The sequence below is a fragment of the Facklamia sp. P12955 genome (assembly GCF_050409565.1).
In the GTDB taxonomy this organism is placed as follows: domain Bacteria; phylum Bacillota; class Bacilli; order Lactobacillales; family Aerococcaceae; genus Facklamia.
The window spans coordinates 1-26,744 of sequence record NZ_JBNUPF010000019.1 but is presented as its reverse complement, the minus strand read 5'-3'; the positions used below and the strand labels follow the sequence as shown (position 1 = coordinate 26,744).

Here is a 26,744-nt window from a genome sequence, read left to right as displayed (position 1 = left end):
TATTTGGTACACTAATGAGAGAGGATGAGGAGGGGCATTATGGACTTTCAAAAGGCAAAACAGGCTTTAGTTCAGGGTAAGATTGATAATGTTTACTGTCTTCAAGGCAGTGAAGTCTATCTTCAACAGAATTTTCGACAAGCTCTGGCTCAAAAAATTGAAAATTTGGCCGGCGAACTAGACCTTTCTAGCTTTGACGCTAATGAAGTATCCATTGACACTGTTTTAGATGAAGCAGAAAGTTATTCGTTTTTTGTCGACCAACGCCTCATTATAGTGGACCAAGTAGATTTTCTAATCAGCCAAGCTCAACAAAAAATGACTGATGGTCAAACAAAGCGCTTGTTGGATTATTTGAAGGATCCTAATCCCGCTACTTGTATTCTTTTTATCGTCCCTCATGATCAAGTGGATAAAAGGCGAAAATTAACTAAGGCATTCCTGAAAGAGACGACTTATATTAATATTTCTCCTCTAGGAGAAGCGGCTGTTCAGTCCTTTATTCAAAGTTATATTCAAAGTGCTGATTTTGAGATGACTACAGAAGCCCAAAAGGCTTTGTTACAACGTGTAGATTATCAATTGAGTCAAGCAGTGGCTGAATTGGAGAAGTTGAAACAATTTGCTCAAAGTGGTCAAAAGGTTACCCTGGAAGTGGTAAATTCTTTAGTCACACGCAGCCTAGCTTCAGATGTCTTTGAATTGACCAATGCTATACTAGCCCGCAAGCTTGATCGCTCGATTCAAATTTATCAAGACTTAATATTAATGAAGCACGATCCCATTCAACTACATGCCTTAATCGTTTCGCAGTTTCGCTTATTTTTACAAGTTAAACTCTTACAAATGCAAGGAATAAAGCAAGATGAAATAGCTCAAACACTCTCTGTCCATCCTTATCGAGTGAAATTAGCCCTTCAAGCCAGTCGACCCATGCAAATAGGAGAACTTAGTCAGCTTTATTTACAACTCATTCAAGCTGATTACCAAATGAAAACCGGTTTAGGCAATAAGGATACGTCTTTCTATCTGATCCTGACCAAAATCATGCAACTTTAATTAAAGGAGGTTCCTATGCAAAAAATTCGCTTAGCCATCGCAGGTTTCGATCAAGTGGGTCAAGCTATTATGGAAGTTATGGATCAACACCAAGACTTAATTATCCAACATATCTTTAGCCGGCAAAGTAAGCAGGACTTCCCACAAGCCTTGCAGTCTTTGCCTATTCATCCCATGGAACAAGCACTTAACTTTAAAGAGTCTATTGATGTCTTGCTAGTCTGTAGGGGTACTACTGAGGATAATCCTGATAATCTAACGGAATATGCGGCTCATTTTAATTTAGTGGATACATATAATTTTTATGCTAAGCCAGCTCTTTTATTAAAATCGATCGATTCTATCAGTCAGGTTCACCATAAATTAGCCGTGATAGGTGTAGGGTGGAATCCTGGTATTTATACAATCAATCAATTATTGGCAGAAGCTGTGATGCCTCAAGCAACTAATTATCGTTTTATCGAAAATGAATGGAGTCAAAAAATGAGTGAAACACTGGCTGGCATAGAAGGAGTAGCCCAAGCAAGTGTATATATCAAAGCCTCTCCTCAAAGTATACAAGCCATTTTAAAAGGGGAAGGTGCTGATTTGCGTTTTTCTGACTATCAAGAAAGAGTGGCTTACCTAGTTTTGGAAGAGGGAGTGAATCCTGACAGGATTCATGATCAAGTACAGGCCTTACCTAATTATCTTTCTCAAGTTGAAAGGAATATAAATTTTGTTTCGAGTGATCAGATGACCAAGCTTTCAAAGGAAGCCAAAGCGGGTCGGCTGATTCGGACCCTTTCAGACAATCAAGAGCTTACTACTTATGATTTGAGCTTAAGTTTTAATCACCCTCGATTTAATCAAGCCCATTTACTGCTGGCCTATGCCAGAGCGGTTTACCGTTTAGCTAGTGAAGGAAAATCAGGAGCCTTAACACAATTAGATGTTCCAGTGTCTTATTTAAGCAAGCACAGTCGACAAGAACTACTTAATCAGTATCTATAAAATGAAGTTCAACATAAAAAGCATCCTTCTTAAAACCTTTCGATTAGGGTCTGTAACAAGATTTATCGGCTTGTTGTTAGGCCCCTAATCAAACAAGGATTAACGAGGATGCTTGGTCTGATTAATCAGTAAAACAAAAAAGCTCCCAATGGAAGCTCAATTATTATTTAGCAGATGCAATTAATTTAGCTAAACGAGATTTATCACGTGCTGCTTTGTTGTGATGAATTAAGCCTTTAGTTGCGGCAGAGTCAATAGCTTTAACTGCGGCTTGGTATAATGCTTGAACATCACCTTCGCCCGTTTCAACTGCTACGCGAACTTTTTTCATTGCAGTTCTTAAAGCAGAAACTTGAGTGCGTTTACGGCTAGAAACTTTTTCAGTTTGACGTGTACGTTTTTTTGCTGATGCTGTATTGGCCATGAATGGTCACCTCTTTTCAATAAATCTAGTCTAAGTCTGAAAACTTAGTCAACAAGAAATATTATACAGAAGACAATGTCAACTTGCAATAAAAATAAGTCAGATTATTTAATAAGCATTGAACTTGTGAGACAAGCAAAAGTTGTGTAATTTATTAAGAGCAAAAGCATAAATGGAGGCGAGTTTTTGAAGAGTAATAAATTTAGGGTGGTATCACCTTATGAACCAGCTGGTGACCAACCCCAGGCAATTAAAGAGTTAGCGGCTGGTTTAAGAGCAGGAAAAAAAGAGCAGATTTTACTTGGGGCTACTGGTACGGGTAAAACATATACAGTGGCTAAGGTAATTGAAGAAGTCAATAAACCAACATTGGTCCTAGCTCATAATAAAACACTAGCCGGTCAATTATATTCCGAATTATTAGAATTTTTCCCTGATAATGCGGTCGAATATTTTGTCTCCTACTATGATTATTATCAGCCAGAAGCCTATGTGCCATCTTCTGATACCTATATCGAAAAGGAATCCAGTGTCAATGACGAAATTGATAAGTTGCGTCATTCAGCTTCTTCTTCTTTATTAGAAAGAGACGATGTGATAGTAGTCGCCTCAGTGTCGTGTATTTATGGTTTGGTTGATCCGGACATGTATCGTGAGCATGTACTTTCTTTACGTCAAGGTCAAGAAATTGCCCGTGACCAAGTGATGGCTCGTTTAGTCGACATGCAATTTGTTCGCAATGATATTGATTTTCAACGTGGAACCTTTAGAGCCCGTGGCGATGTCCTAGAAATCTTTTTAGCTTCAAGAGATAAAGAAGTCATTCGGATTGAGTTTTTCGGTGATGAAATCGACCGTATCCGTGAAGTAGATGTTTTAACAGGTGAAATCAAAAAGGATGTCGAACACTATCCCATTTATCCGGCTACCCACTTCGTAGCTAATCAAAAACAAACGCAAAGAGCAGTTGAAAGTATTCGTCAAGAATTAGAGGAAAGATTAGAAGTCTTACGCTCTGAGAATAAACTATTAGAAGCTCAGCGACTAGAGCAAAGAACTAACTATGATATTGAAATGTTATTGGAAATGGGCTATTGTTCAGGCATTGAAAACTATTCGCGCCATCTGGATGGGCGTGCACCAGGAGAGCCACCTTATACGCTATTAGATTTCTTTCCTGATGATTTTCTAATCGTTGCTGACGAATCCCACATTACCATGCCGCAGATTCGTGGGATGTATAATGGTGACCGGGCGCGTAAGGATCAGTTGGTTGAATACGGCTTTCGTCTACCTTCAGCTGTGGATAATCGTCCACTTAAACTCAATGAGTTTGAAGACCATATTAATCAGATTATTTATATCTCAGCCACACCAGGCCCTTATGAATTAGAACATACCAACCATGAATATGTCGAACAAATTATTCGTCCAACAGGTCTTTTGGATCCTGTTATAGAGGTTCGACCGATTAAGGGACAAATTGATGATTTAGTTTCCGAAATTAGTTTAAGAGTGGAAAGAAATGAACGTGTCTTTGTAACGACTTTAACCAAAAAAATGTCTGAAGACTTAACCGATTATCTAAGGGAATTGGATATTAAGGTCAAATATCTGCATTCAGATATTGTGACTTTGGAGCGAACGGAAATCATCCGTGATCTCAGATTAGGTGTTTTTGATGTCTTAATCGGGATTAACTTATTAAGAGAGGGACTAGATGTCCCTGAGGTATCACTGGTGACGATTTTAGATGCGGACAAGGAAGGCTTTTTAAGGTCAGAACGTGCCTTGGTACAAACAATTGGTCGAGCCGCTCGAAACCAAAACGGTCGCGTAATTATGTATGCAGACCGCATCACTAATTCTATGCAAAAAGCGATTGATGAGACAGAAAGACGACGCCAAATTCAAACAGCTTATAATAAAGAGCATGGCATCACACCGACGACTATCAAAAAAGATATTCGCGACTTAATTCGTATCACTCACGATGTGGAAGCAGAAGATCGTCAAGAAAATGTCTTACTAGATTTCAAACAACTATCTCGGATGCAAAGAGAGGAAGAGCTGGAGCGTTTAACCATGTTGATGAAAGCTTATGCTAAAGAAATGAATTTTGAAAAAGCAGCCGAGACGCGTGATTTAATGATGGAGTTGAAAGCGCATTTCAAGATAAAATAAGTAATAAAAATCTAACATTGTAATTTTTAATGTATTCCCTTACAATATAAGGGAATTCAAAAACAGAGTAGGTTATTTACGTAAAGTGCTTCTAGATGGGATGTCGCTAGAAGACGAAGTGATTCTCACGCGATAGATAATCGCCTCCGCTGTTTTCATCTTGTGGAGGGCACTCTTTTGAAGAGTGCTCTTTTTTTGAGTCAAACTATCTAAGTGGGGAGAGTAAAACATGCAAGTAAATCCAAAAAAACAGCCAGTCTTTCGCTTTAACCATCGTGAGATTAAGCATGGCGACCCGACCATTCTCTGTGGAATCGTCAATGTGACCCCAGATTCTTTTTCAGATGGAGGAAAATGGTTTGGTCTAGAAGTGGCTTGTAAGCGAGCGATGGAACTGATTAAGCAAGGTTGTCAAATGATTGATATCGGAGGAGAATCTACCCGTCCGGGGTCGACTTATGTGGCCGTAGAAGAAGAAATCCAACGTGTCGTCCCAGTTATCAAGGCCCTAAGAGCGCAAACTGATGTAATAATCTCAGTTGATACTTGGAAAGCTGAGGTTGCTCAAGCAGCGCTTGCAGCCGGAGCCGATATTATCAACGATATTACTGGACTTTTAGGTGACCCGCGCATGGCCTCAGTGATTGCACCAACTCAAGCTGGTGTCATTGTGATGGCTAATCCAGTAATTGTCCGTCCAGACCATCCTTCCGCCAAGGTCTTTCCGCAGTTTGGAGCAGAAGGCGTCTTTAGCAAAGCAGAATTGGACGCTTTTGCCAAAATGGACGCTGTTGAATTGATGGATAAGTATTTTGATAAGTCTTTAAAGTATGCGACTGAAGCGGGTATCAAAAAAGACCGCATCGCACTTGACCCAGGTATCGGCTTTGGTTTAACTAAACGTGAGAACTACCAATTAATCCATCAAGCCAATCGGATTCACCAAAAAGGCTTTACCTGCTTCTTAGGGGTTTCTCGTAAACGCTTTATTCAAAACACCCTGCAAGAAGCTGGCTTTAATGTAGATGTTGAAACCGAAGAAGGATTCAGACAAAGAGACGAAGGCTCTGCTGCCTTATCCGCTATCGCTGCTTTTATGGGTATCGAAATGCTTAGGGTTCATGTGGGAAGCTCTCACCGGATTGCTTCGTTAATTGGTAACCACTTGCGCTTATCTGATGGCTTAGAGGATACAAATTTTGCTGCTTATCCACTTAAATAGGAGGAGTTATGTTTAAGATAAAATTAAATAACATGCGTTTTTATTCGCATATTGGCTATTTTCCTGAAGAGAAGAAATTAGGTCAAAATATCGCTGTTGATCTGACGGTGACCATGAAGGCCAGTCTCACGCGAGATGATTTAAATGAAACAGTCTCTTATGCGCATTTTTATGATCTAGTTGCTGAATATATAAAAAAAACACGGGTCGACTTGATTGAAACAGTTGCTTTTGACCTTTTAGATTTAATAAAACAATCCAATCCACAACTAATTAGTCAGGTCAAAGTCAATGTTCGCAAATTACAATTACCCATCGATGGTATTTTAGATTCTGCCGAAATTGAATTGGAGGGATAGAGGATGGCAACTGTTTATCTGAGTGTCGGATCTAACTTAGGAGATCGGATGGCTAATCTGCGAAAGGGGCAAGAGCTGTTAGCGACTCATCCACAAATTGAAGTCTTAAAAGCCTCGGCCTATTATCAGACTTCTCCAGTAGGAGGAGTCGTGCAAGATGACTTCATTAATCAAGCTCTCGCCATTGAAACAGACTTAGATCCTTATGACTTATTGGACTACCTTCATGAAATAGAAGCCAAGTTACTAAGAAAGCGATTGATCGTTTGGGGACCTAGAACTTTAGATATGGATATCTTATATTTTGGCCATCTAGAAAGTGAAGACCCTCAGCTAACTTTACCGCATCCCGAAATAATGAACCGTTTGTTTGTGTTAATTCCTTTAAAAGAAATTATTGACACCAATTTTTATGCTTATTGTCAAATTAATCAAGCCATTGAACATTTAGAAAAGACACAAGACCAAAGAATAGAAAGAGTGGTAGAAAATGAAAGAAATTAATTTGAATCGTATAGAAGAATTAGTTCGTGAGCTTTTAATCGAAATCGGAGAAGACCCAGATCGTGAGGGGCTCATTGAAACACCTAAACGTGTTGCCAAGTCGCTAAAGGAAATTACAGCTTCTACTCGCTTAGAAGAATTTACGGAAGGAAAAATGTTCCCAACCGATGCCAGTCCTAATCAACAAATGGTGGCAGTCAATAATATCCCTTTTTATTCTATGTGTGAACATCATATGTTACCCTTCTTTGGGAATGTTCATGTAGGCTATCTTCCACAAGATGGACAAATTATTGGCCTGTCAAAAATACCAAGATTGGTAAACTATGCTGCAAGAAAGTTAAATGTGCAAGAAAATATTACGCGTGAAGTCGCTGAGGTTTTGATGGAGATTACCCATGCTAAGGGAGTAGCTGTGGTGGTTGATGCCCGTCATATGTGTGTGGAAATGCGCGGGGTCCAAAAAGTCAACTCCATTACCCGTACCAACTATTATTTAGGCGTCTTTAATGAAGATGTTCAGTTGCGGAATGAATTTCTGCAGTCTTTACCTAAGGTGAACGCCTTATGATTAACAGTTTGACCGATGATTTACCAACTATTCTTTATGGTGAAGGAGACCGTCTAAGTGTTTTAAAAGCCATGTTGAAACAATTGGGCCAACCGGACCAAACCGTTAAAATCATCCATATTGCGGGAACTAATGGTAAGGGGTCAACTGCTAATATGATTTCTCATTTATTACTTGCTCATGGATATCGCACAGGACTATTTACCAGTCCTCATTTATATTCAGAATGTGAAAGTATTAAAGTCAATGACCAAATGATTAGTCAGTCAGATTTTAGCTGTATCATGGCGGAAGTTCACCGAGCGGCGATTATGTTAGGCTTAGACCCACAAAAAGATTTGTCACAATTTGAGACCACCTTTTTGATTGGGATCCTGTATTATGCCCATTTAGCCTGTGATTATCTAGTTTTAGAATGTGGTGTAGGTGGGGGCCTTGATGCGACCAATGCAATTAGCCACTCTGAATATGCCATCTTTACTAAAATTGGTATGGATCATTTAAATTTACTGGGGGATTCTTTGCAAGCTATCGTAGAGACTAAAGCTGGTATTATCCGTTCAAATCAACAAGTCATTGTGGCGCCGAACCAAAAGAACGGAGTGGTTGAGCGTCTTAAACAAATAAGCTCGGAGCAAAAAAGTTCTTTCCATGATAGCTCTGACCAAAAGATTGTTTACAAGCGTCCACATTATTTTCAAGTGGAACTAAATCAAAAAAGTTTTGAACTCTACTTGCCCTTATTAGGGACTTTCCAAAATGAAAATTTAAAGACCGTCTTTAAATGGTATCAAGTATGGTTGGAAAGTGAACAACCTTCTCCTATAGAGACTGACATGACAAAAGCTTTTAAAGACTTAAGAATGGTAGGACGTTTTGAAAAAGTGCAAAGCACTCCCGACATTATCCTAGATGCTGCTCATAATTTAGATGCCATTCAAGAATTAATCTCTAGCATCCAATCATTATATGCTGGTCAAAAGTTGAGCATTTTGTGTGGTTTTCTCAAAGACAAAGATGTACCGGCTATTCTAGATGAATTATTAAAATTAACTGCTGATTTTTATGTGACCCAGCCCGATTTTCCAGATCGAGCGATGGATACCAAAGAGCTAGCAAAACTTTTTGAACAAAAAGGAAGCTCAGTGATTTCTTATCCGGATAGTCGTGCAGGATTAAAACAACTGATGGAAGACCAAGACGATCCTATTATTGTTGTGGGCTCTTTCCATCTGATAAAAAAAGTGAGGGATTTGTTTGCAACAAATTAATGCAGCAGAGCTTTTGAATAATGCGCAAGAATTGATTAAAGTCTCACCCTTCTTTAATCAGAAGAAGTTTTTAAGGCTCCAAGAAATAATGGATCAATATCCTGCAAGCAATCTCTTGGACCGCAAAAGTCCATTGCACTTATCAGCTTCAGCCTTGGTTTTTCAAGATCAGTCTTTAGTTTTTATTCATCATCCTTATTTACATAAAACTTTATTACCTGCAGGACACGTGGAAATAGGGGAGACCCCTCAAACAACAGCCTTGCGTGAGCTATACGAAGAAACGGGTTTAAAATTCACCTCCCTTACTCAGTCCGAATTAGTAGACCTTAATCTATTTGCCATCCCCGCTAACCCACAAAAAGGCGAAGGGGCTCATTATCATCTAGATTTTAGGTACTACTTCCAAGGGACCACTAAACAAAGCGCTCAATCAGAATTGGCTGTTCACTTATTAGCAGAAGATCAAGCTCCAGACGAATTTCAGCCCTATTTCCAATTAATTAAGAAACCCCCTTGATTATGAGACTGCTTTAAACTATAATTAATCATTGTTCTGTATGAAAATTCAGAACAATGCCCTCGCTCGGTTTAGCGCATCACCAACGCTTTACTTAGCTAGTGGAAATAAATTAGAAAGAGGTGAATAATATGGCATTAACACAAGAACGTAAAACTGAAATCATGAAAGAATACGCACGTCACGAAGGTGATACCGGTTCTGTTGAGGTTCAAGTTGCTGTCTTAACAGAAGACATCAACAATTTAAACGACCATATTAAAACACATAAGAAAGATTTTCACTCTTATCGTGGATTAATGAAGAAAATTGGTCACCGTCGTAACCTTCTTGCTTACCTACGTAACAAGGACGTTACTCGTTACCGTGATTTAATTAAAAGATTAGGATTACGTCGTTAATCCTGCGACTAAAGGATGGCAATTAGCCATCCTTTTTGTTATATTACTAGTAGATTTGTTCGGAGTTTCACACTATACAAAAATGAGTCGTTTAAACTTTAAACGGTTGATTTTTGTTTAGTGCTACTCCGAATGATTAAAAATTTAAAAGGAGTTATGTTATGACAACTAAACAAGTATTTGAAACAAATTGGGGAGGCCGTCCCTTAATTGTTGAAGTAGGACAAATGGCTAAACAAGCCAATGGAGCAGTTTTAGTACGTTATGGCGATACAGTCGTTTTGACTGCTGCTGTCGCTTCCAAATCCCCTTCACCGATGAATTTCTTCCCCTTAACGGTTCACTACATTGAAAAAATGTATGCGGTTGGTAAGGTGCCAGGTGGTTTCTTAAAACGTGAGGGTAGACCTTCTGATAACGCGACCCTGACTGCCCGCTTAATTGACCGTCCAATCCGCCCAATGTTTCCTGAAGGCGTGCGGAATGAAATTCAAATTACTAATACAGTCCTTTCAGTTCAACAAGATTGCTCACCAGAGATGGCAGCTATGTTTGGTTCTTCGCTAGCATTGGCTATTTCAGATATACCATTTGATGGACCGATTGCCGGAGTGGATGTGGGACGTGTCGATGGTGAATTTGTTATCAACCCTACACCCGACCAAAAAGAAGTTTCTGAGATTGATTTAACCGTAGCAGGGACTGCGACCGCGATCAACATGGTAGAATCATCTGCTAAGGAAGCATCAGAAGAGGATATGCTGGAAGCCTTATTGTTTGGACACGCTAATATTCAAGAATTAGTGGCCTTTCAAAAAGAGATTGTCCAAGCAGTTGGAAAAGAAAAATTTGAATTTGAATTAGTTCAAATCGATCAAGAAATCACTGAGCAAGTCAAGAGCTTATACAATGAAAAAATGGTTACAGCTGTTAAAACACAGGAAAAACAAGCCCGCGATGAAGCGGTTAATCAATTGAGTGAAGAAGCTGAAGTTTTCTTTAGTGAAAAGTATGCCGAAGCAGAAGATTTAGAAGAGAAACTGAAAGATGTTTCTTCGGCTATGCAGGACTTAGAAAAAGAAGTCGTTCGTCGGTTGATTACCCATGACCGTATTCGTCCAGATGGTCGTCAAATAGATGAAATTCGTCCTTTGGAATCTTTGGCTGGCATTTTACCACGTACCCATGGTTCAGGACTCTTCACCCGTGGACAAACGCAAGCTTTATCAGTAGCTACCTTGGCTCCTTTATCCGAACATCAAATTATTGATGGTCTTGGATTAGAAGAAGGCAAACGCTTCATGCATCATTATAACTTCCCTAACTTCTCAGTAGGAGAAACCGGACGAGTGGGTTCACCAGGTCGTCGTGAAATTGGTCACGGTGCGCTAGGTGAGAAAGCTTTAACCCAAGTGATTCCTTCAGAAGAAGAATTCCCATACGTTATTCGTTTAGTGGCTGAAGTATTAGAATCCAACGGTTCTTCTTCACAAGCATCCATTTGTGCCGGTACGCTGGCATTAATGGATGCCGGTGTTCCGATTAAAGCACCGGTGGCAGGAATTGCTATGGGCTTAGTGATGGACGGCGATAACTACACTGTCCTAACCGATATCCAAGGCTTAGAAGACCACTTAGGCGATATGGACTTTAAAGTGGCGGGGACTGCCGAAGGCATTACGGCCTTACAAATGGATATTAAGATAAAAGGAATTACTAAGGCCATTTTAGAAGAAGCTTTAGCCCAAGCTAAAAAAGCCCGTCTCGAAATCCTAGATAATATCACTCGTGAATTAGCTCAACCACGACCAGAATTAAGTCCTTATGCACCGAAGATTGAAATGGTTCAAATTGATCCTGAAAAAATTAAGGTGGTTATTGGTAAGGGTGGTGACACCATTAACTCCATTATTGACCAAACTGGCGTTAAGATGGATATTTCTCAAGAAGGACAAGTTAGCATTGCTTCTTCAGATTTAGCTATGATTAAAAAGGCAAAAGAGATTGTGCTTAGCTTAGTTGAAGATGTGGAAGTCAATAAAATATACGAAGGTAAAGTTATTAGAATTGAGAAGTATGGTTGCTTTGTGGAAGTCCTACCTGGTAAATCAGGTTTGCTTCACATCTCTCAAATTGATCATCGTCGCATTGAAAAGGTCGAAGATGTCTTTGATATTGGGGATACTGTAACAGTCAAAGTAACCAGTATCGATGAAAAAGGTCGGATTGATTTATCACGTAAAGTGTTAATGCAAAAGCCAGAATAATTATTAACGATAAATTTAATAAGTCTTAGCCCCCTCCTATAAATGAAGGGGGCTTATTCTAATTCATTAGTCTTTAATCAGTAGTCGTTGAGGTGGAAAGAGGCTCAAATTTTAATTTAAGGTGGTCTATGTTATAATAACTGAGATAAGCCAGAATTTGACCCCTTAACGGAGATCAAGCTGCTAAGCGTTTAATAAAATATGAAAAAATAATAATAGAGGTGTATTATGAGTGAGATTAAAGTTATTCCCTTAGGTGGTGTTCGCGAAGAAGGCAAGAATATGTATTTGGTCGAAGTCGATCAAGCCATATTTGTGCTAGATTGTGGGCTATTGTATCCACAAGATGATTTATTAGGAATTGATATGGTGATTCCAGACTTCACCTATTTAGAAGAAAATGCTGAGCGTGTAGTGGGGATTTTCTTGTCACATGGGCATGCCGATGCAGTAGGTGCCTTACCTTATTTATTAGATAAGATTGATGCGCCGGTTTTTGGAACCCAGTTAACGATTGAATTGGCTTCTATTTCTGCTCGTAGACAAGGACACGATGACCGCCTTGAAAATTTCCATGTGATTGATTCAGAAACTGAAATTGAATTTGGTGATGTCAATGTTTCTTTCTTCCCTACCACTCACACCATTCCAGATTCAGTCGGAATCGTGATAGATACTAAAGATGGGGCGATTGTCTTCACAGGCGATTTCCGCTTTGACCCTTCAGCTTCTCAAGCTTACCGCACTGATTTTGGTCGGTTGACAGACTTAGGTAAGAAAAAGGTTCTTGCCTTATTGAGTGACTCTGCTGAGGCAGAATCACCAGTGGAAAATGTGAATGATCGTGTTATTACAGAAGAAATAACAGAAGTCTTCCGCAATGCGCGAGGAAGAGTGATAGTAGGGACGATTGGCTCGAACATTATGCGTATTCAGCAAGTCTTAGAAGCAGCTCACCATTCAAGACGAACCATTTTCTTCCCAACCAAAGACCTTTACGAAATTGTCGATGTCGCTTTAAAGTTAGATAAAATTTCTATTCCAAGTCGTGATGTCTTTGGTAATTTTAAAAATATCGATAAATATCAAGAGGATCAAATTGTTATTCTGGCTACTGGCGATGTGGGCGAACCGATTCAAACTATCCAAGCCATGGCTCAAGGTAAGCATAAAACAGTCACCATAAAGGAAGATGATACGGTTTATATTGCAACCACTCCATCTGTTTCAATGGAAAAGAGTGTGACTCGTACCAAAGATATGATTTATAGAGCCGGTGCTCGGGTTATGAGTGTGACAGACCACTTTAAGACATCGGGTCATGCTACACCCAATGATTTAAAATTAATGTTAAACTTTATTCAACCGGACTTTTTACTTCCAGTCAGTGGGGAATACCGTATGTTAAGAGCCCACGGTGATCTAGCCTTGCAAGTGGGAATGTCTGAAGATCAAATTATTATCCCATCTATTGGAGATGTATTAAGCTTTGAAAACGGAAAAGTTATCCAAGCAGGTCAGGTGACAGCAGGGGATGTCTTAGTCGATGGAAGTGGCGTAGGCGATATTGGGAATGTGGTTTTAAGAGACCGTCGTATTTTAAGTGAAGACGGAATTTTCGTTGTAGTCGCGACTATTTCACGTCGTTTGAAGAAAATTCTAGTTGGCCCACAAATTACCTCGCGTGGTTTCGTCTTTATGAAAACTTCCATTGATTTAATTGAAGCTTGTTCAGATATTACGCTAGATGTTTTAGAAAAACACATTGTTTCAGATGATTTTGATTGGAATAATCTTAAGGGCGATCTGCGTGAAAAAATTGGTAAGTATCTATATAAGGAGACTAAACGTCGTCCGGTTATCCTACCGATTATTATGGAAGCTTCAAATTATCAAGTAAAAAAAGGTGATAAATAATTATGAATAAACGCAGTATTAGACAATTTTGGGACATGGTGATTGCTCTTGTCCTATCCCTAATCTTGTTTTTTGTGTCTGATGAAGTAGCCATTAATTTTTTTGGGCTTGAGCTAATTATTGCCTTAATTCCTTTAATGTGGTTGGCATTGCGCCATGGCGCCCCATCAGCTATTATTAGCGGACTTTTGGTAGGAATTATCCAAGGAGTGCTTAACGGGGGATTAGATGATGGGTTAGTCTTAATCGTTCAATGGATTGCTCCCATCTTAGCAGTAGGAGTAACCGGTTTATTTGCGAAATATACACAAAAGACCTTGAACAATAAACGTTACTCTTCTACTTATTTGAATATCTTCACTGGCAGTCTTTTAGCTTTAATATTATTTATTGCTATTCGCCAACTGATTGTGCCATTTGCCTTGGGTGAAGAAGTCTTATTTGAGTTCAATAATCTTAACCATTGGCTAGGTCTTTTATTATCCTGGCTGCTATCAGCAAGTGTCCTAGTGCTGCTTGCGCGATTTATGCCACAAACAATTATTCCCAAACGCAGTAAATATCTTTCACGCAAAGAAACTTCTAGTTTATTAAATGATTAACAAAATTAATTAAAGCCCCCATCTTAATGATGAGGGCTTTTAAAAAACAGCGGGGAGGATGCTGTTTTAATCAAATCTTTAATCGATTAATGGACTTAAGCAATTAAAGTTTCTGTGATGGCAGTCACATTAATAATTTGATTCAAATTTAAAAGGAAGTGATTGGCTCCTACTTGCAGGCTAACGCTGTTTTGTGAACCAATTGGAGCCAGTACATATGCTTCCATTTCGGTCATATCCATTGTTTGATCGGGTAAATAATATTCAATGAGTATGTTTAAAGGAACTTGCTTGATATAAGCTTGATGAAGGATTCTTTCAACTTGTGCAAGGGGCATCATTTCAATAGATTCTTTGATAAGTGGAGTGGGTTGAAAGAAAGGTTGAAAAAGGGATTGGCTTACACGGCCAAGCCAGTTAGTTTGTCTTTTGATGGGTAATTCCATAAAAACCTCTCCTTTAATATCGAACGTTTGTTTGTAATTATATTATACGAACAAAGGTTCTTTTTGTCAACCTTTTTACGAACAAATTTTCGCATTTCATAATGGCTGTATTTTATTTATTTTTCAGCTTATCTTTATGTAGAGAGTGAATTGTGGTACTATATAGAACATGAAGTAATGGAGGGAAGTCATGTTAAAACAAAGGGGATTATTAATCGTTTTATCAGGCCCTTCGGGTGTCGGAAAAGGAACAGTTCGCAGCGCGATTTTTGAAGATTCAAATTGTGACTATGTTTATTCTGTTTCAGCAACTACTCGAGAGCGTCGACCAGGTGAATTAGAAGGGGTAGACTACTTCTTTATGAGTAGAGAATCATTTGAGGACTTAATTTCCCAAGAAGCCTTGTTAGAGTACGCGGAATATGTTGGAAATTACTACGGGACGCCGCTAGCATCTATTGAAGAAAATTTAGCGCAAGGACGCGATGTATTTCTTGAAATTGAAGTTCAAGGTGCCCGTAAGGTGAGAGAGAAGATTCCTGAGGGAATTTTCATTTTCTTAGCGCCTCCAAGTCTGAATGAGTTGGAGTCCCGTCTAACCGATCGTGGAACGGATTCCCAAGAAGTAATCGCTCGCCGTATGAATAAAGCTAAAGAGGAAATTGAATTAATGCGTCACTATGATTACGTGGTAGTTAATGATGAAATTTCTGAGGCGGTCGATGAAATTAATGCTATAATTAAAAGTGAACATCTAAGGGTTGAAAGAGTCATGCATTCGATCCAGGCAGATATTAATGCATATTTTGAAGAGGAGGCCAAGCAATCATGATGCTATATCCATCAATTGACGAATTATTGAAAAAAGAACCATCTAAGTATTCTTTAATAACTTTGGCAAGTAAACGTGCTAAAGAAATGGAAGATTATAAAATTATGCAATTACAAGACTATCAATCAGATAAACCTGTAGGCAAGGCTTTAGAAGAAGTTGTTGCGGGCGTATTATCCATTAAAAAATAAGAGGGCGAATAAGAAGGCTACTATGCAGATCATTTTAATGATTTCATAGTAGCTTTTTAATAGGAGGTGAGCGAATGATCGCTGAAGTTATCATTGATATACCTACTGCACAAGTCAATCATAGCTTTGATTACAAAGTAAGTGCTGAAATGCAAGCTTTAATAAAAGTGGGTATGCGAGTGGAAGTTCCTTTTGGATATCGTAACCTAATGGCTTTTGTTGTTCATTTAAAAGATAATAGTGACTATCAAGGGGAATTAAAGGCGATTAGACGCTTGATTGATTACGAATCTTTTTTGAGTCAGGAACTAGTTGAACTTTCTCAAGTGCTTGCCGACCAACTTTATGCTTTTAGGATTTCAGTCCTACAAGCCATGTTGCCAAGTATTTTACGAGTCAAGTATCAAACGGTTGTTACAGTTAAACAGTCTGAAAAATTAGCTGAAGTGCTCGATTGTTCACCTGCAAAGTTAAATCAGCTTGGTGTCACGCGCCAATGGTTGGAAGAAAGGCTGACAGCTAGTCAAATTCGTTCATTATTAGATGAAGAAATTATTCAATTATCTTATCAGTTAATTGATAAAAAAACGCATAAGACCCTTAAGTATATCTTGCCTAATCGTTCACAGGCAGAATACCAAGACTTACTCGATCATTTAGATAAACGCAGTCATAAACAAGGTCAAGTTTTATCAGTCCTCATCGACCATCAATGGACTCAAGCCATAGAGTTCGATCAATTAGCAAAGCTGGCTCAAGTTTCTAAGGCCACCCTTAATACCATGATTAAAAAGGGGTGGTTGACGCTGGAAGAAAGGGAAGTTTATCGGCCAGCTTATCAAGTAGATCAAGCACTTCCTTCCTCAGCCAAAGCCTTATTAGCACAGCAACAAACAGCATTTGAGACTATAAAAAATCACATGACAGCTGAAGAAGCCCAAACCTTTTTATTGCAAGGAGTCACCGGATCAGGTAAAACCGAAGTCTATTTACAATTAATAGCTGAAGCCCTTAAAGCTGGTAAATCAGCGATTCTATTAGTGCCAGAGATTGCCTTAACACCACAAATGGTAGACCAGGTGATTGGTCGCTTTGGCAAAGGCGTTGCCGTTTTGCATTCAGCTTTATCATTGACCGAAAAATATGATGAATGGCGCAGAATCATTCGGCAAGAAGCGAAAGTGGTCGTCGGAGCGCGTTCTTCTATTTTTGCTCCGTTAAAAAATATCGGCATCATTATTATTGATGAAGAACATGAAACGACCTATAAACAAGGAGACAATCCACGTTATCATGCAAGAGAAGTTGCTAAATGGCGATCAAAATACCATCAGTGTCCCTTAGTTTTAGGTTCAGCCACACCTTCTTTAGAATCACGTGCTCGGGCTGAAGTTGGTAAGTATCAATTATTAAGAATGGACCAACGTGTTAATCAACAACCCTTACCACCCGTAACCATAGTGGATATGACTCAGCATTTATTGGATCAAGAAACACTGGAACTTTCTCAACTTTTAGAAGATAAAATTGCCGAAAAATTAGCGTCTAAAGAACAGGTTGTTTTGCTTTTAAATCGCAGAGGCTATGCCTCTTATGTCTTATGCCGTGAATGTGGTCATGTCATTCAATGCCCACATTGTGACATCTCTTTAACTTACCATAAGACTGGAGAAAAGCTTAAATGTCATTATTGTGATTACCAAGTAGGACTGCCAACCAATTGTCCTCAGTGTGGTTCTAAGCATTTGAGAAAACAAGGCATTGGCACTCAAAAAGTAGCCGAAAGTTTAAAGCAACGCTTTCCTCAAACACCCATTATCCGTATGGATAATGACACCACTCGACGCAAGGGCGCTCACAAAAAATTATTAAAAGCATTTGCCAGTCAAGCAGGTTCAATCCTTTTAGGAACACAGATGATTGCTAAAGGTCTCGACTATGAACAGGTAACCCTGGTTGGTGTCATTAATGCAGACACTGGTTTGAACTTACCAGACTTTAGAGCTGCTGAAAAAACCTTTCAGTTGCTGACTCAAGTAGCCGGAAGAACAGGGCGAGGCAAGCTAAAAGGCGAAGTGGTCATTCAAACCTATAATCCTAACCATTATGTGATTCAGCTAGCCAAAAAACATGATTATGACAATTTTTTTTATTACGAAATGCGAAGACGCCATATGAGCCATTATCCTCCTTATTTTTATACAACGTTAATTAAGGTGTCTTCTAAAAACCGAGGCAAGGCTCAAAAAATGATCTATCAACTCAAGGATCAATTGATGGACAAAGTGAATACCCAATTAATGATATTAGGTCCCTCAACAGGAGGGATTGAAAGAATCAATGATTATTATCAATTCCATTTGCTCTTAAAATATAAAGAAGTAGACTTAGTTAAAGATCAGCTACAAACTATTCTTCTTGCTAGTCAAGAAAGCCAGGCCAAGGGAGTCTTTGTTCAAATAGACCATGAACCCCAGTATTTTATTTAGAAAGAGGTTATTGAATGAAAAAAATAATTTTTATGGGAACCCCTCCTTTTGCGGCAACCATTCTGAAAGGATTAATTCAACAAGTAGAGTATGAAGTGATTGCAGTAGTGACTCAACCAGATCGTCCAGTTGGTCGAAAACGTATTCTAACACTACCTCCAGTTAAAAAAACAGCTTTAGAAGCTAATATTCCAGTCTTTCAACCGGAAAAGTTAGCCGATTCAAAGGATTATCAGACTCTATTGAATACAGAAGCCGATTTAATCATAACGGCTGCTTACGGACAGAAAATACCACTTGCTTTATTAGAAGCACCCAGTCAAGGGTCTATTAATGTTCATGCTTCACTCTTACCTAAATATCGTGGAGGGGCTCCAATTCATTATGCAATTTGGCGGGGTGAAGAAGAGACGGGTGTAACAATTATGAAAATGACTGAAGAAATGGATGCTGGGGATATTCTCATTCAAACAGTTTTACCGATTTCTGAGAAGGATGATGTGGGCATACTGTTTGAAAAACTGGCTGTCGTTGGTAAAGAATTATTATTGAATTTCTTGCCGAAATTTTTTAATGGGGAGTATGAAGCGACTCCACAAGAATATAGCCAAGTACTATATTCTCCAACCATCAAAAAGCATGAAGAGCAGTTAAATTGGTTGCAAAGTGCGCGTGTCATTGACCGTCATATACGCGCCTTTAGACCTTTTCCAACAACCTATACCCTACTAGATGGTCAAAGAGTAAAAATCTGGCAAGCTCAACCCTTAAAAGAACTGGATGATAACATTGAAAGAATATTAACAGAAGAAATTCCGGGCCAAATTGTTGCTGCTGATGAAGAACACTTCTATGTTCGATGTGGTCAAGATTCCTACTTAGCAGTTAGTGAATACCAACCCGCTGGAAAAAAAAGGATGATGGTTAAAGAATACTTAAAAGGGACACCGGCAGAAAGTTTAATTGGTAAGATATTCGACAGTGAAAAGGACTAATAAATAATGAAAATTAAACAAAGAAGCCAAACAAAATTGAAAAACAATCTCCGCTGGGACATGCTGAGATTGTTAGATCAAATTGATAACCAAGACCAATATTCTAATATCGTGATAGATAATTATCTGGCTTCAAGTAATCGAAGCAGTCAAGATAAAAATTTAGTGGTTAAGGTGGTTTACGGTAGTGTCCAACGTCGCTTGACCTTGGATTTCTATTTACAGGATTTAGTAAAAGGTAAAATAGAAGATTGGGTACGCAGCCTATTGCGATTATCTATCTATCAATCTGTTTATTTAGACCGCGTGCCTCAGCACGCTATTGTAAATGAAGCAGTCGAGATAGCCAAAGTAAACGGCCACCAAGGCATTGGAAAATTAGTTAATGCTATTTTACGTAACTTTTTCCGCCAAGAGCTTCAGTCATTGACGGTAATCACAGAACCCTTGGAGAGACTATCGATTGAGCATTCCGTTCCGCTTTGGTTGGTCAAATACTTTGACCAGCACTTACCAGAACATCAGCTCAAAGCATTTCTTTCTAGTTTGAATCAAGTTCCTAATTTGAGTGCTAGAATCAATGGTCCAACAGCCAAACGATCACATATCATGGACCAATTAAAAGAGCAAGGGTTGGCGGTTACTAGCAGTCAAGTTTCTCCTTTTGGTTTTCGAATCACAGCAGGGGATGTCTTTAATAGTCAAGCTTATCAGGAAGGTTTGTTTACCATTCAGGATGAATCATCCATGCTGGTTGCACCTTTAGGTAAATTGACAGGTTCTGAAAATGTTTTGGATGCATGTGCAGCTCCAGGAGGAAAAGCTAGCCATATTGCTTCACTTCTAACTGACGGACACTTAACAGCTTTAGATATTTCTAAGCATAAGTTAAGTATCTTAAAAGATCATGCCGAGCGGTTAGGCTTAAGTCATAAGATAGATTCGATAGTAACCGATGCCTTGGACTTCCAACCACTTTCTCAAACTGCTTTTGATGTGATATACTTAGATGCACCCTGTTCGGGTATCGGTTTGATGCGTCGTAAACCTGAAATCAAATATCAGAAGTCGCCTGTCGCTATTCAAGAACTGGTTAAATTACAAAAGCAATTATTTAAACATATGCTTTCTTTGCTCAAGCCAGGTGGTCGCTTAGTCTATTCTACTTGCACCCTGACTTATGAGGAAAATGAACAATTAATTGAAGAAATCTTAAAGGAAAATAGTGAGTGTCAAGTGGAGTCCATCCTAGCTGAAGAAGTTTTAACAGATAATGTAATAACTTCCCAAGGCTTTCTTCGCATTTGGCCCCAACAGCATGGAACAGATGGCTTTTTTATCAGTCGTTTTCTTAAAAAAATAGATTGAGGTGAGTTATGAAAATCACTATACATTCAAACATAGGGAGAAAGAGAAGTTCTAACCAAGATTATGCGGATTATTTTTATTCTCAAAACCAACAAATCCTTTTTATTCTATGTGATGGCGTGGGAGGCAACTTGGCAGGAGATATTGCTAGTCAACAAACGACAGAGTTTGTTGGTCGGGCATTCGAAACAATTGATTACCCTATGACCATCACCCAAGCGCATGCTTGGATGACCCAAATGACCAATCAAGTGAATACTTTCATTTTGAATCAAGCAGACCTTAATCCAGATTATGAAGGAATGGGAACGACAATTGTACTTGCAACAATTATCGAGCAGACCATTCTTATTTGTCATGTCGGTGATTCGCGGGCTTATGCATACGGAGCGGGCCAATTAAAGCAATTAACCGAAGACCATTCTTTAGTCAATGAGTTAATTCGTACAGGTGAAATAACAGTAGAAGAGAGTATTGATCACCCACGTCGTAATGTGGTCACCCAATCCATTGGAACACCAATGGTTTTAGAACCAGCTTTTTCAGAGATTTCTCTTGATAAAGTGGAACTTCTCTTGCTTTGCTCGGATGGTTTAAACGGCATGCTTAAAAATGAAGAAATTGAACAAATAATTAATAATCAAACAGATTTAGACCGCTTAGGTGATGAACTAGTCGCAGCGGCTAATAATGCTGGGGGTCTCGATAATATTACTATTATTCTAGCCAGCGATTTTAATTTGGAGGACGAAGGAGGTGACATTATTCATGGAAATAGGGGATAAACTATCCGATCGTTATGTCCTAACTTCTGTCATTGGTCAAGGCGGCATGGCAAATGTCTTTTTAGCTCATGATTTAATTTTGGATCGAGACGTAGCTGTGAAGGTGTTACGCTATGACTTCCAGGATAATCAAGATGCGATTCGTCGTTTCCAAAGAGAAGCCATTTCAGCCAGTCAACTGCTACATCCCAATATTGTAGAAGTTTATGATGTCGATGAACATGAAAAACAGCAATATATTGTGATGGAATATGTAAAAGGTCAAGACCTTAAAACTTTTATCAAAAAGAATGCACCTGTCCCGCTAGAACTAGTTGTTTCCATTATGGGACAAATTGTAGCGGCTATCGATGTGGCCCACAAAAATCGTATTATTCACCGCGATATAAAACCACAAAACATTTTAATTACTGCAAATAATGTGGTTAAGATTACGGACTTTGGTATTGCTGTGGCTTTATCAGATACTTCGATTACTCAAACCAACACCTTGCTAGGCTCAGTTCATTACCTATCGCCCGAGCAAGCCAAGGGCAATAGTGCAACCACTAAATCAGATATTTATGCCATGGGTGTAGTTTTATATGAGCTAATCACGGGTTCTGTCCCACATGATGGTGAATCCGCAGTTTCGATTGCACTTAAACATTTTCAAGAACCCTTTCCAACTATTCGAGAGCGCTTAGAATATGTTCCTCAAAGCTTAGAGAATGTCGTCTTAAAAGCGACGGCTAAGCAAGCGAAGGATCGTTATCGTACGGCTCAAGAGATGTTTAACGACTTATCTTCTTCTCTTAGTGTCGGACGTATTGATGAAAAACCCTTTATTCCTAGCAGTCAGTTGGATGAATCAGAACAATTTAAATCCATTCAGCCCATTCCAGCCGCTGATCGTGTGTTGACGGAAACAATCGAAGGGCCTGAGCCTTTAAATGAAGAGGAGTTTCCAACTTTTGATTTACCAGATAAAAAGACTAGCCATTTAGGGTCCAAGATTTTTAAAATTCTCTTCTTTGCTACGATATTGTCCTTACTATCTTTAGCTGTCTTTTTCGCCTATCGCTTATTCGTTGCCAGTGTAATCGTTCCTGAATTGGCTGGCCTAGACCAAAAACAAGCCATTGAATTACTAGAAGAGAATGATTTAATGCTAGGCGAAAGTACTGTTGTTTGGGATGATCTTATTCCGCGCGGCCAAATTATTGAAAGTGATCCCCAATCAGGGGACCGCATAAATCGTGGCTCTAAAGTTAATTTAACCTTCTCTGACGGCAAGCCGAGAGTCAAAATAGGTGATTACCTCAATCAAAACTATGAGCCGGTCCGTCGTAAACTAATTGATGCAGGTTTTATAGTTGACTTAAGGTATTTAGCAGCTAGTCAGTCAGAAGCAGGTAAAATTTTAGAACAGAGTATTGCACCGGGTACGGAAGTCGTTCCTGGTGAAAGTTCAATTATTTTAGTAATCGGATCCTATTCTGAGCAAACGACCATGCAAGATTTTACTAATTTATCAATTGATATGGTCTATAAGTTTGCAGACACTTATGGTCTCTATGTAGAAGAAGCTTATCAATATCATGATTATCTACCTGAAGGGATTGTCATTGATCAAGACCCACTTTCAGGCTCACCCATTGCTCAAGGAGACACCATTAAGGTGACGGTTTCTCAAGGTGAAGAAAAAGCAGAAGTGTCGACTGCCACAGAAACGGTATACCTTGATTATGTCCCTAAGTATGCTGAAAATGACTACGAACAAAGCAAGCCATTACCGAATAAAATTCAAGTTTTTATAGGAGATGACCGTAATAATATCACTCAAGTTGCGCGTGAAATTGAAATCACCGAATCGCGTGAAATTCAAATCGTCCTCTATATTCCCGAAGGAGGATCCGGACAGTACCGTGTCTTAAGAGACGGCGAAATTGTCGCACAGTCCTCAGCCGTTTATCCTAATTAAGAATTTGAAGAGTTAAGAGCAGCATTACTGACTCTTAACTTTTTTTCTGAATAAATACTGACCAAAGGAGGAAATTATTTGAAACAGCTTATTACCTCACATGAAGGGATCATCTATCAAGCAGTTAGTGGCTTCTATTATGTATGGTCGCAAGGAGAATCTTTTGTAACAAAAGCAAGAGGTAACTTTCGTCACTTGAAGACCAATCCCTTAGTGGGAGATCGCGTACGATTTGTCATGGATCAACAAGATGAAAGTCAAGTGGGCAGATTAGAAGAGATCTTCGAACGAGATAACTTTTTGATTCGACCGGCTGTTGCTAATGTCGACTATGCTCTCATTGTCATGTCCTTAGTTGAACCTGAGTTTTCCTATAATTTATTAGATTATTTCCTTGTTTCGATGGAGTCTCATCGCATCCAACCCATTATTATCTTGAGTAAATATGACCTTTTAATCGAGCATCAGGGACGGGATGCAGCCAATGACTTAGTAGCAGAAATCAGAGCAATCTATGAAGTAATTGGTTATGATGTTTTTCTCTTTGACCAATCCAATGAAAAGATGCAAGCTATTCAAACCATTTTCCAACAAGGAATATATGTAATGACCGGTCAATCGGGAGTGGGAAAATCGACCCTTTTAAACAAACTGCTACCTCAAGCTGAAATTAAGACCAACCAGATATCCAGCCATTTAAACCGCGGTAAGCATACCACTCGAGAAGTTACTCTTTATCGTTTTGGTCAAGGACTCTTAGCCGATACACCCGGTTTTTCAGCTATTGATTTCGACCATTTAGAAAAAGAAGAACTGGCCGCTTGTTTCCCAGAAATTCACCAAGCAGGTGCAAAGTGTCGGTTTAGATCTTGTATCCATAAGAACGAACCTAATTGCCATGTGAAAGAGTTGGTGGCAAGTGGCATAATAAGTAACAGCCGTTATCAAAATTATTTGCAGATTTTAGAAAAAATTGAAAACAAAAAAATTTATTATTAAAGGAGAATAGTCATGAAAATTGCACCTTCAATGTTGAGCGCTGATTTTAATCACTTGTTAGAAGATATCCAGACCATCGAAAAGGGTGGAGCAGATTATCTACATATTGATATTATGGATGGCAGCTTTGTACCGAATATTTCATTTGGTCCCATGATTTTTAAAGGATTAAGATCTCATAGCCATATGGTTTTTGATTGTCACATGATGGTGGATCAACCGGAGCGGTATTTGGAAATGGTTGCTGATGCGGGAGCGGATATTATCACCGTACATGTGGAAGCGACCCAACATATTCATTCAGCCTTACAAAAGATAAAAGCCTTAGGAAAAAAAGCGGGAGTGGCTATTAATCCAGGAACTCCAGTCGAAGCGGTTTATCCTTTATTGGAATTAGCGGATTTAGTCTTGGTGATGACTGTTAATCCAGGCTTTGGTGGTCAGGCTTTTATTGAATCAACCATGAAGAAGGTAGAAAAACTAGCCAAACTACGTCAAGAAAATGATCATTATCACTATGAGATTGAAGTAGACGGTGGGGTCAATGATCAAACAGCTAAAAGTTGTATAGCAGCTGGTGCAGATGTTTTAGTAGCTGGTTCCTACATCTTTAAGCAAATGGATCTGGCTGCAGCTATCGCTTCCTTAAGACCCTAAGGCCAATTAGTATGGTGGATAAGATTATTATCTGTGCTGGGGCTCCTAATCCAGCCCTCAGCCATTTGTCTGAGGTGACAGATCAGACTTATCTCATTGGAGTTGACGAAGGGGCCCTCCAATTGGTGAAGGCAGGCTACCGATTGAACGTTGCAATTGGAGACTTTGACTCGGTCACTCCCACCCAATTTAGTAAGATTGAAGCGGCTAGTCAAGAGGTTTTAAAATATCCAGCTGCCAAAGATGATACCGATATGGAGTTGGGCCTTGAATTCGCTCTTAAACAAGACAGTCGATGTCCGGTGGAAGTATATGGCGCAATAGGTAATGGAGAGGGACGTTTAGATCATTTAATTGCTAACCTTTGGCTCGTCTTTCAAGAACGCTATTTTGCAATTATTCCCCGTTTAAGCTTTATTGAAAAAGATCAAGTGGTGCGATTTTTTAAACCAGGCAATTATTTTCTACAAGACTTGAACAATTGCCGCTACTTATCCATTATTTCAATGACGGCTGTTAAGCAGCTGCAGATTAAGCAGGCCAAATATGAACTAGGTCTAACAGATTATGCTTTTCCTCGAGCCTTGGTGTCTAATGAGTATGTCGATCAGCATAAAGTAAATCTTTCTTTTACTGAAGGTCTCTTGATGGTTATTTGGGAAAAAGGAAAATAAAGGCTTGAGTTTAAAAATAGAAGATAGGGATATAAAATTGAAGCACTTTCATTATTGTGTTAAAATTTGCTTAATAAATGATATTCGAAGTTTATTTAATCAAGTTTTTATTAGGAAAGGAAGTTGATGGGATGAAAAAGCTTTTTGCTTTAATAATGATTATGATACTCATGCTACCGCCAGCTATATCTGCTCAAGAGGAGATAGTTGATTTTGAAGGACGCTATTTGACTGAAGAAAACTCAAATATTATGGGGTTCGAAATAGAAGAAGACTTATTGAAAGTAATTTTAGGCCGGTCTTACTTTGGACAAGCAGCTTTGGAAGGTGATTATTCGGACGCATTACTACAATTATATACCGAGAGCATTAATCAGGATGGGCGTTTAATGATGGTAAAAACAGATGAAGCAGCAGAATCTTTAAAAAATCAACAATATATTAACTTGCGCTTTTCTGATGAAGTTCCTATGGCAGTTGAAATTATCGTACATAATCCAACCTACAGAATAAAAGATCAAAAACTAACCATTTCTTTTGCGGATAAAGAACTTTTCAGCTTTGAACTAAATGAAGAATCTAATTTGGTGGATGAAGAGGGCAATCAATTTATGCTAAAAGAAAAAGATTAAACCAAACAAAAAAGCCTCCTAGCGCTTCATCTTGATGATGATTGGCTAGGAGGTTTTAATGTATTGATTAAGCACGTTCAACTTTACCTGATTTTAATGCTCGCGCTGAAACCCAAACTTTTTGAGGTTTGCCATCGATCATAACACGTACTTTTTGTAAGTTAGCGCCAAAACGACGTTTTGATTTATTCATTGCATGAGAGCGATTGTTACCAGATACAGCTTTACGCCCTGTGAAATAACATTCTTTAGCCATGGTTCTGCCTCCTTTTCCTTGTAACAATTTAAAAGTTACATTTCATACCAAATTAATTTACCATAATTTGACTTTTGAAGCAAGTGAATTATGATGAAATTAACTACTAATTGTCAACCGTAAATGAAAATGTCCTGAAATTTTAAAAATTTGCGGGATAAAA

At 38.8% G+C, this 26,744-nt stretch carries 25 protein-coding genes, 1 pseudogene and 1 riboswitch; of the genes and pseudogenes, 23 read left to right on the top strand and 3 right to left on the bottom strand.

Annotated features, from left to right (window positions below):
* Nucleotides 1-39: 39 nt before the first annotated feature.
* Together holA and ACQV2G_RS06515 are read left to right on the top strand one after the other, a co-directional pair.
* Nucleotides 40-1,059 (top strand): DNA polymerase III subunit delta, encoded by a 1,020-nt coding sequence (holA, locus tag ACQV2G_RS06520; protein WP_428876407.1) that lies wholly within the window; start codon nucleotides 40-42, stop codon nucleotides 1,057-1,059.
* Between the two features lie 15 nt (nucleotides 1,060-1,074).
* Entirely contained in the window at nucleotides 1,075-2,052 is a 978-nt protein-coding gene (locus ACQV2G_RS06515) for a diaminopimelate dehydrogenase (RefSeq protein ID WP_428874129.1), read from the top strand.
* Between the two features lie 163 nt (nucleotides 2,053-2,215).
* On the opposite strand, the gene rpsT is transcribed toward ACQV2G_RS06515, so the two are convergent.
* A complete protein-coding gene (rpsT, locus tag ACQV2G_RS06510; RefSeq protein ID WP_428874128.1) occupies nucleotides 2,216-2,476 on the bottom strand; it encodes a 30S ribosomal protein S20 in 261 nt (86 codons plus the stop codon).
* A gap of 186 nt (nucleotides 2,477-2,662) precedes the next feature.
* Between rpsT and uvrB the strand changes: the two genes are divergently transcribed.
* The 10 genes and pseudogenes from uvrB (at nucleotide 2,663) to ACQV2G_RS06460 (ending at nucleotide 14,294) form a co-directional block, all read left to right on the top strand.
* Nucleotides 2,663-4,660: an excinuclease ABC subunit UvrB gene (uvrB, locus tag ACQV2G_RS06505; RefSeq protein WP_428876406.1), complete on the top strand. Its 1,998-nt coding sequence runs from the start codon at nucleotides 2,663-2,665 to the stop codon at nucleotides 4,658-4,660.
* A 61-nt stretch (nucleotides 4,661-4,721) separates the two neighbouring features.
* A riboswitch (THF riboswitch) is annotated at nucleotides 4,722-4,814 on the top strand.
* Nucleotides 4,815-4,889: 75 nt separating this feature from the next.
* Nucleotides 4,890-5,882: a dihydropteroate synthase gene (folP, locus tag ACQV2G_RS06500; protein WP_428876405.1), complete on the top strand. Its 993-nt coding sequence runs from the start codon at nucleotides 4,890-4,892 to the stop codon at nucleotides 5,880-5,882.
* 8 nt (nucleotides 5,883-5,890) lie between these two features.
* On the top strand, nucleotides 5,891-6,241 hold the full coding sequence (folB, locus tag ACQV2G_RS06495; protein ID WP_428874125.1) for a dihydroneopterin aldolase: 351 nt from the start codon (nucleotides 5,891-5,893) through the stop codon (nucleotides 6,239-6,241).
* A 3-nt stretch (nucleotides 6,242-6,244) separates the two neighbouring features.
* Nucleotides 6,245-7,316, top strand: a pseudogene (folE, locus tag ACQV2G_RS06490) (GTP cyclohydrolase I FolE).
* Nucleotides 7,313-8,587: a bifunctional folylpolyglutamate synthase/dihydrofolate synthase gene (locus ACQV2G_RS06485; protein WP_428876404.1), complete on the top strand. Its 1,275-nt coding sequence runs from the start codon at nucleotides 7,313-7,315 to the stop codon at nucleotides 8,585-8,587. Before folE ends, ACQV2G_RS06485 begins: the two are co-directional and overlap by 4 nt.
* The gene (locus tag ACQV2G_RS06480; RefSeq protein WP_428876403.1) at nucleotides 8,574-9,107 is read left to right on the top strand and encodes an NUDIX hydrolase; all 534 of its coding nucleotides are present in this window, start codon (nucleotides 8,574-8,576) and stop codon (nucleotides 9,105-9,107) included. Before ACQV2G_RS06485 ends, ACQV2G_RS06480 begins: the two co-directional genes overlap by 14 nt.
* Before the next feature lie 131 nt (nucleotides 9,108-9,238).
* Complete coding sequence (rpsO, locus tag ACQV2G_RS06475) at nucleotides 9,239-9,508, top strand: 30S ribosomal protein S15 (RefSeq protein ID WP_428874122.1); 270 nt, start codon at nucleotides 9,239-9,241, stop codon at nucleotides 9,506-9,508.
* Between the two features lie 161 nt (nucleotides 9,509-9,669).
* Nucleotides 9,670-11,775, top strand: a complete 2,106-nt coding sequence (pnp, locus tag ACQV2G_RS06470; protein ID WP_428874121.1) for a polyribonucleotide nucleotidyltransferase — start codon at nucleotides 9,670-9,672, stop codon at nucleotides 11,773-11,775.
* 228 nt (nucleotides 11,776-12,003) lie between these two features.
* On the top strand, nucleotides 12,004-13,692 hold the full coding sequence (locus ACQV2G_RS06465; protein WP_428873766.1) for a ribonuclease J: 1,689 nt from the start codon (nucleotides 12,004-12,006) through the stop codon (nucleotides 13,690-13,692).
* A 2-nt stretch (nucleotides 13,693-13,694) separates the two neighbouring features.
* Entirely contained in the window at nucleotides 13,695-14,294 is a 600-nt protein-coding gene (locus ACQV2G_RS06460) for an energy-coupled thiamine transporter ThiT (RefSeq protein WP_428874825.1), read from the top strand.
* A gap of 95 nt (nucleotides 14,295-14,389) precedes the next feature.
* Here ACQV2G_RS06460 and ACQV2G_RS06455 read toward each other — a convergent pair whose 3' ends face one another.
* Complete coding sequence (locus tag ACQV2G_RS06455; RefSeq protein WP_428874824.1) at nucleotides 14,390-14,740, bottom strand: hypothetical protein; 351 nt, start codon at nucleotides 14,738-14,740, stop codon at nucleotides 14,390-14,392.
* Nucleotides 14,741-14,930: 190 nt separating this feature from the next.
* Between ACQV2G_RS06455 and gmk the strand changes: the two genes are divergently transcribed.
* The 11 genes from gmk (at nucleotide 14,931) to ACQV2G_RS06400 (ending at nucleotide 26,325) form a co-directional block, all read left to right on the top strand.
* Nucleotides 14,931-15,572 carry a guanylate kinase gene (gmk, locus tag ACQV2G_RS06450; protein ID WP_428873763.1) on the top strand — a complete coding sequence of 214 codons (642 nt, stop codon included), beginning with the start codon at nucleotides 14,931-14,933 and terminating at the stop codon, nucleotides 15,570-15,572.
* Nucleotides 15,569-15,763, top strand: coding sequence for a DNA-directed RNA polymerase subunit omega (gene rpoZ, locus ACQV2G_RS06445; protein WP_428873762.1), 195 nt, complete (start codon nucleotides 15,569-15,571; stop codon nucleotides 15,761-15,763). Before gmk ends, rpoZ begins: the two co-directional genes overlap by 4 nt.
* A gap of 74 nt (nucleotides 15,764-15,837) precedes the next feature.
* Nucleotides 15,838-18,252 carry a primosomal protein N' gene (priA, locus tag ACQV2G_RS06440; RefSeq protein WP_428874822.1) on the top strand — a complete coding sequence of 805 codons (2,415 nt, stop codon included), beginning with the start codon at nucleotides 15,838-15,840 and terminating at the stop codon, nucleotides 18,250-18,252.
* 14 nt (nucleotides 18,253-18,266) lie between these two features.
* Entirely contained in the window at nucleotides 18,267-19,247 is a 981-nt protein-coding gene (gene fmt / locus ACQV2G_RS06435; RefSeq protein WP_428873760.1) for a methionyl-tRNA formyltransferase, read from the top strand.
* 6 nt (nucleotides 19,248-19,253) lie between these two features.
* The gene (rsmB, locus tag ACQV2G_RS06430; RefSeq protein WP_428876402.1) at nucleotides 19,254-20,615 is read left to right on the top strand and encodes a 16S rRNA (cytosine(967)-C(5))-methyltransferase RsmB; all 1,362 of its coding nucleotides are present in this window, start codon (nucleotides 19,254-19,256) and stop codon (nucleotides 20,613-20,615) included.
* An 8-nt stretch (nucleotides 20,616-20,623) separates the two neighbouring features.
* Nucleotides 20,624-21,400, top strand: a complete 777-nt coding sequence (locus ACQV2G_RS06425) for a Stp1/IreP family PP2C-type Ser/Thr phosphatase (protein WP_428876401.1) — start codon at nucleotides 20,624-20,626, stop codon at nucleotides 21,398-21,400.
* On the top strand, nucleotides 21,384-23,363 hold the full coding sequence (gene pknB, locus ACQV2G_RS06420; RefSeq protein WP_428873757.1) for a Stk1 family PASTA domain-containing Ser/Thr kinase: 1,980 nt from the start codon (nucleotides 21,384-21,386) through the stop codon (nucleotides 23,361-23,363). The genes ACQV2G_RS06425 and pknB overlap by 17 nt, the downstream gene beginning before the upstream one ends.
* A gap of 78 nt (nucleotides 23,364-23,441) precedes the next feature.
* Nucleotides 23,442-24,362 (top strand): ribosome small subunit-dependent GTPase A, encoded by a 921-nt coding sequence (gene rsgA, locus ACQV2G_RS06415; protein ID WP_428876399.1) that lies wholly within the window; start codon nucleotides 23,442-23,444, stop codon nucleotides 24,360-24,362.
* A gap of 12 nt (nucleotides 24,363-24,374) precedes the next feature.
* Nucleotides 24,375-25,019 (top strand): ribulose-phosphate 3-epimerase, encoded by a 645-nt coding sequence (rpe, locus tag ACQV2G_RS06410; protein ID WP_428873755.1) that lies wholly within the window; start codon nucleotides 24,375-24,377, stop codon nucleotides 25,017-25,019.
* Nucleotides 25,020-25,030: 11 nt separating this feature from the next.
* Nucleotides 25,031-25,693: a thiamine diphosphokinase gene (locus tag ACQV2G_RS06405; protein ID WP_428876397.1), complete on the top strand. Its 663-nt coding sequence runs from the start codon at nucleotides 25,031-25,033 to the stop codon at nucleotides 25,691-25,693.
* A gap of 131 nt (nucleotides 25,694-25,824) precedes the next feature.
* The gene (locus ACQV2G_RS06400; protein ID WP_428873753.1) at nucleotides 25,825-26,325 is read left to right on the top strand and encodes a hypothetical protein; all 501 of its coding nucleotides are present in this window, start codon (nucleotides 25,825-25,827) and stop codon (nucleotides 26,323-26,325) included.
* Nucleotides 26,326-26,392: 67 nt separating this feature from the next.
* Here ACQV2G_RS06400 and rpmB read toward each other — a convergent pair whose 3' ends face one another.
* Nucleotides 26,393-26,581: a 50S ribosomal protein L28 gene (gene rpmB / locus ACQV2G_RS06395; RefSeq protein WP_258436016.1), complete on the bottom strand. Its 189-nt coding sequence runs from the start codon at nucleotides 26,579-26,581 to the stop codon at nucleotides 26,393-26,395.
* Nucleotides 26,582-26,744 lie beyond the last annotated feature (163 nt).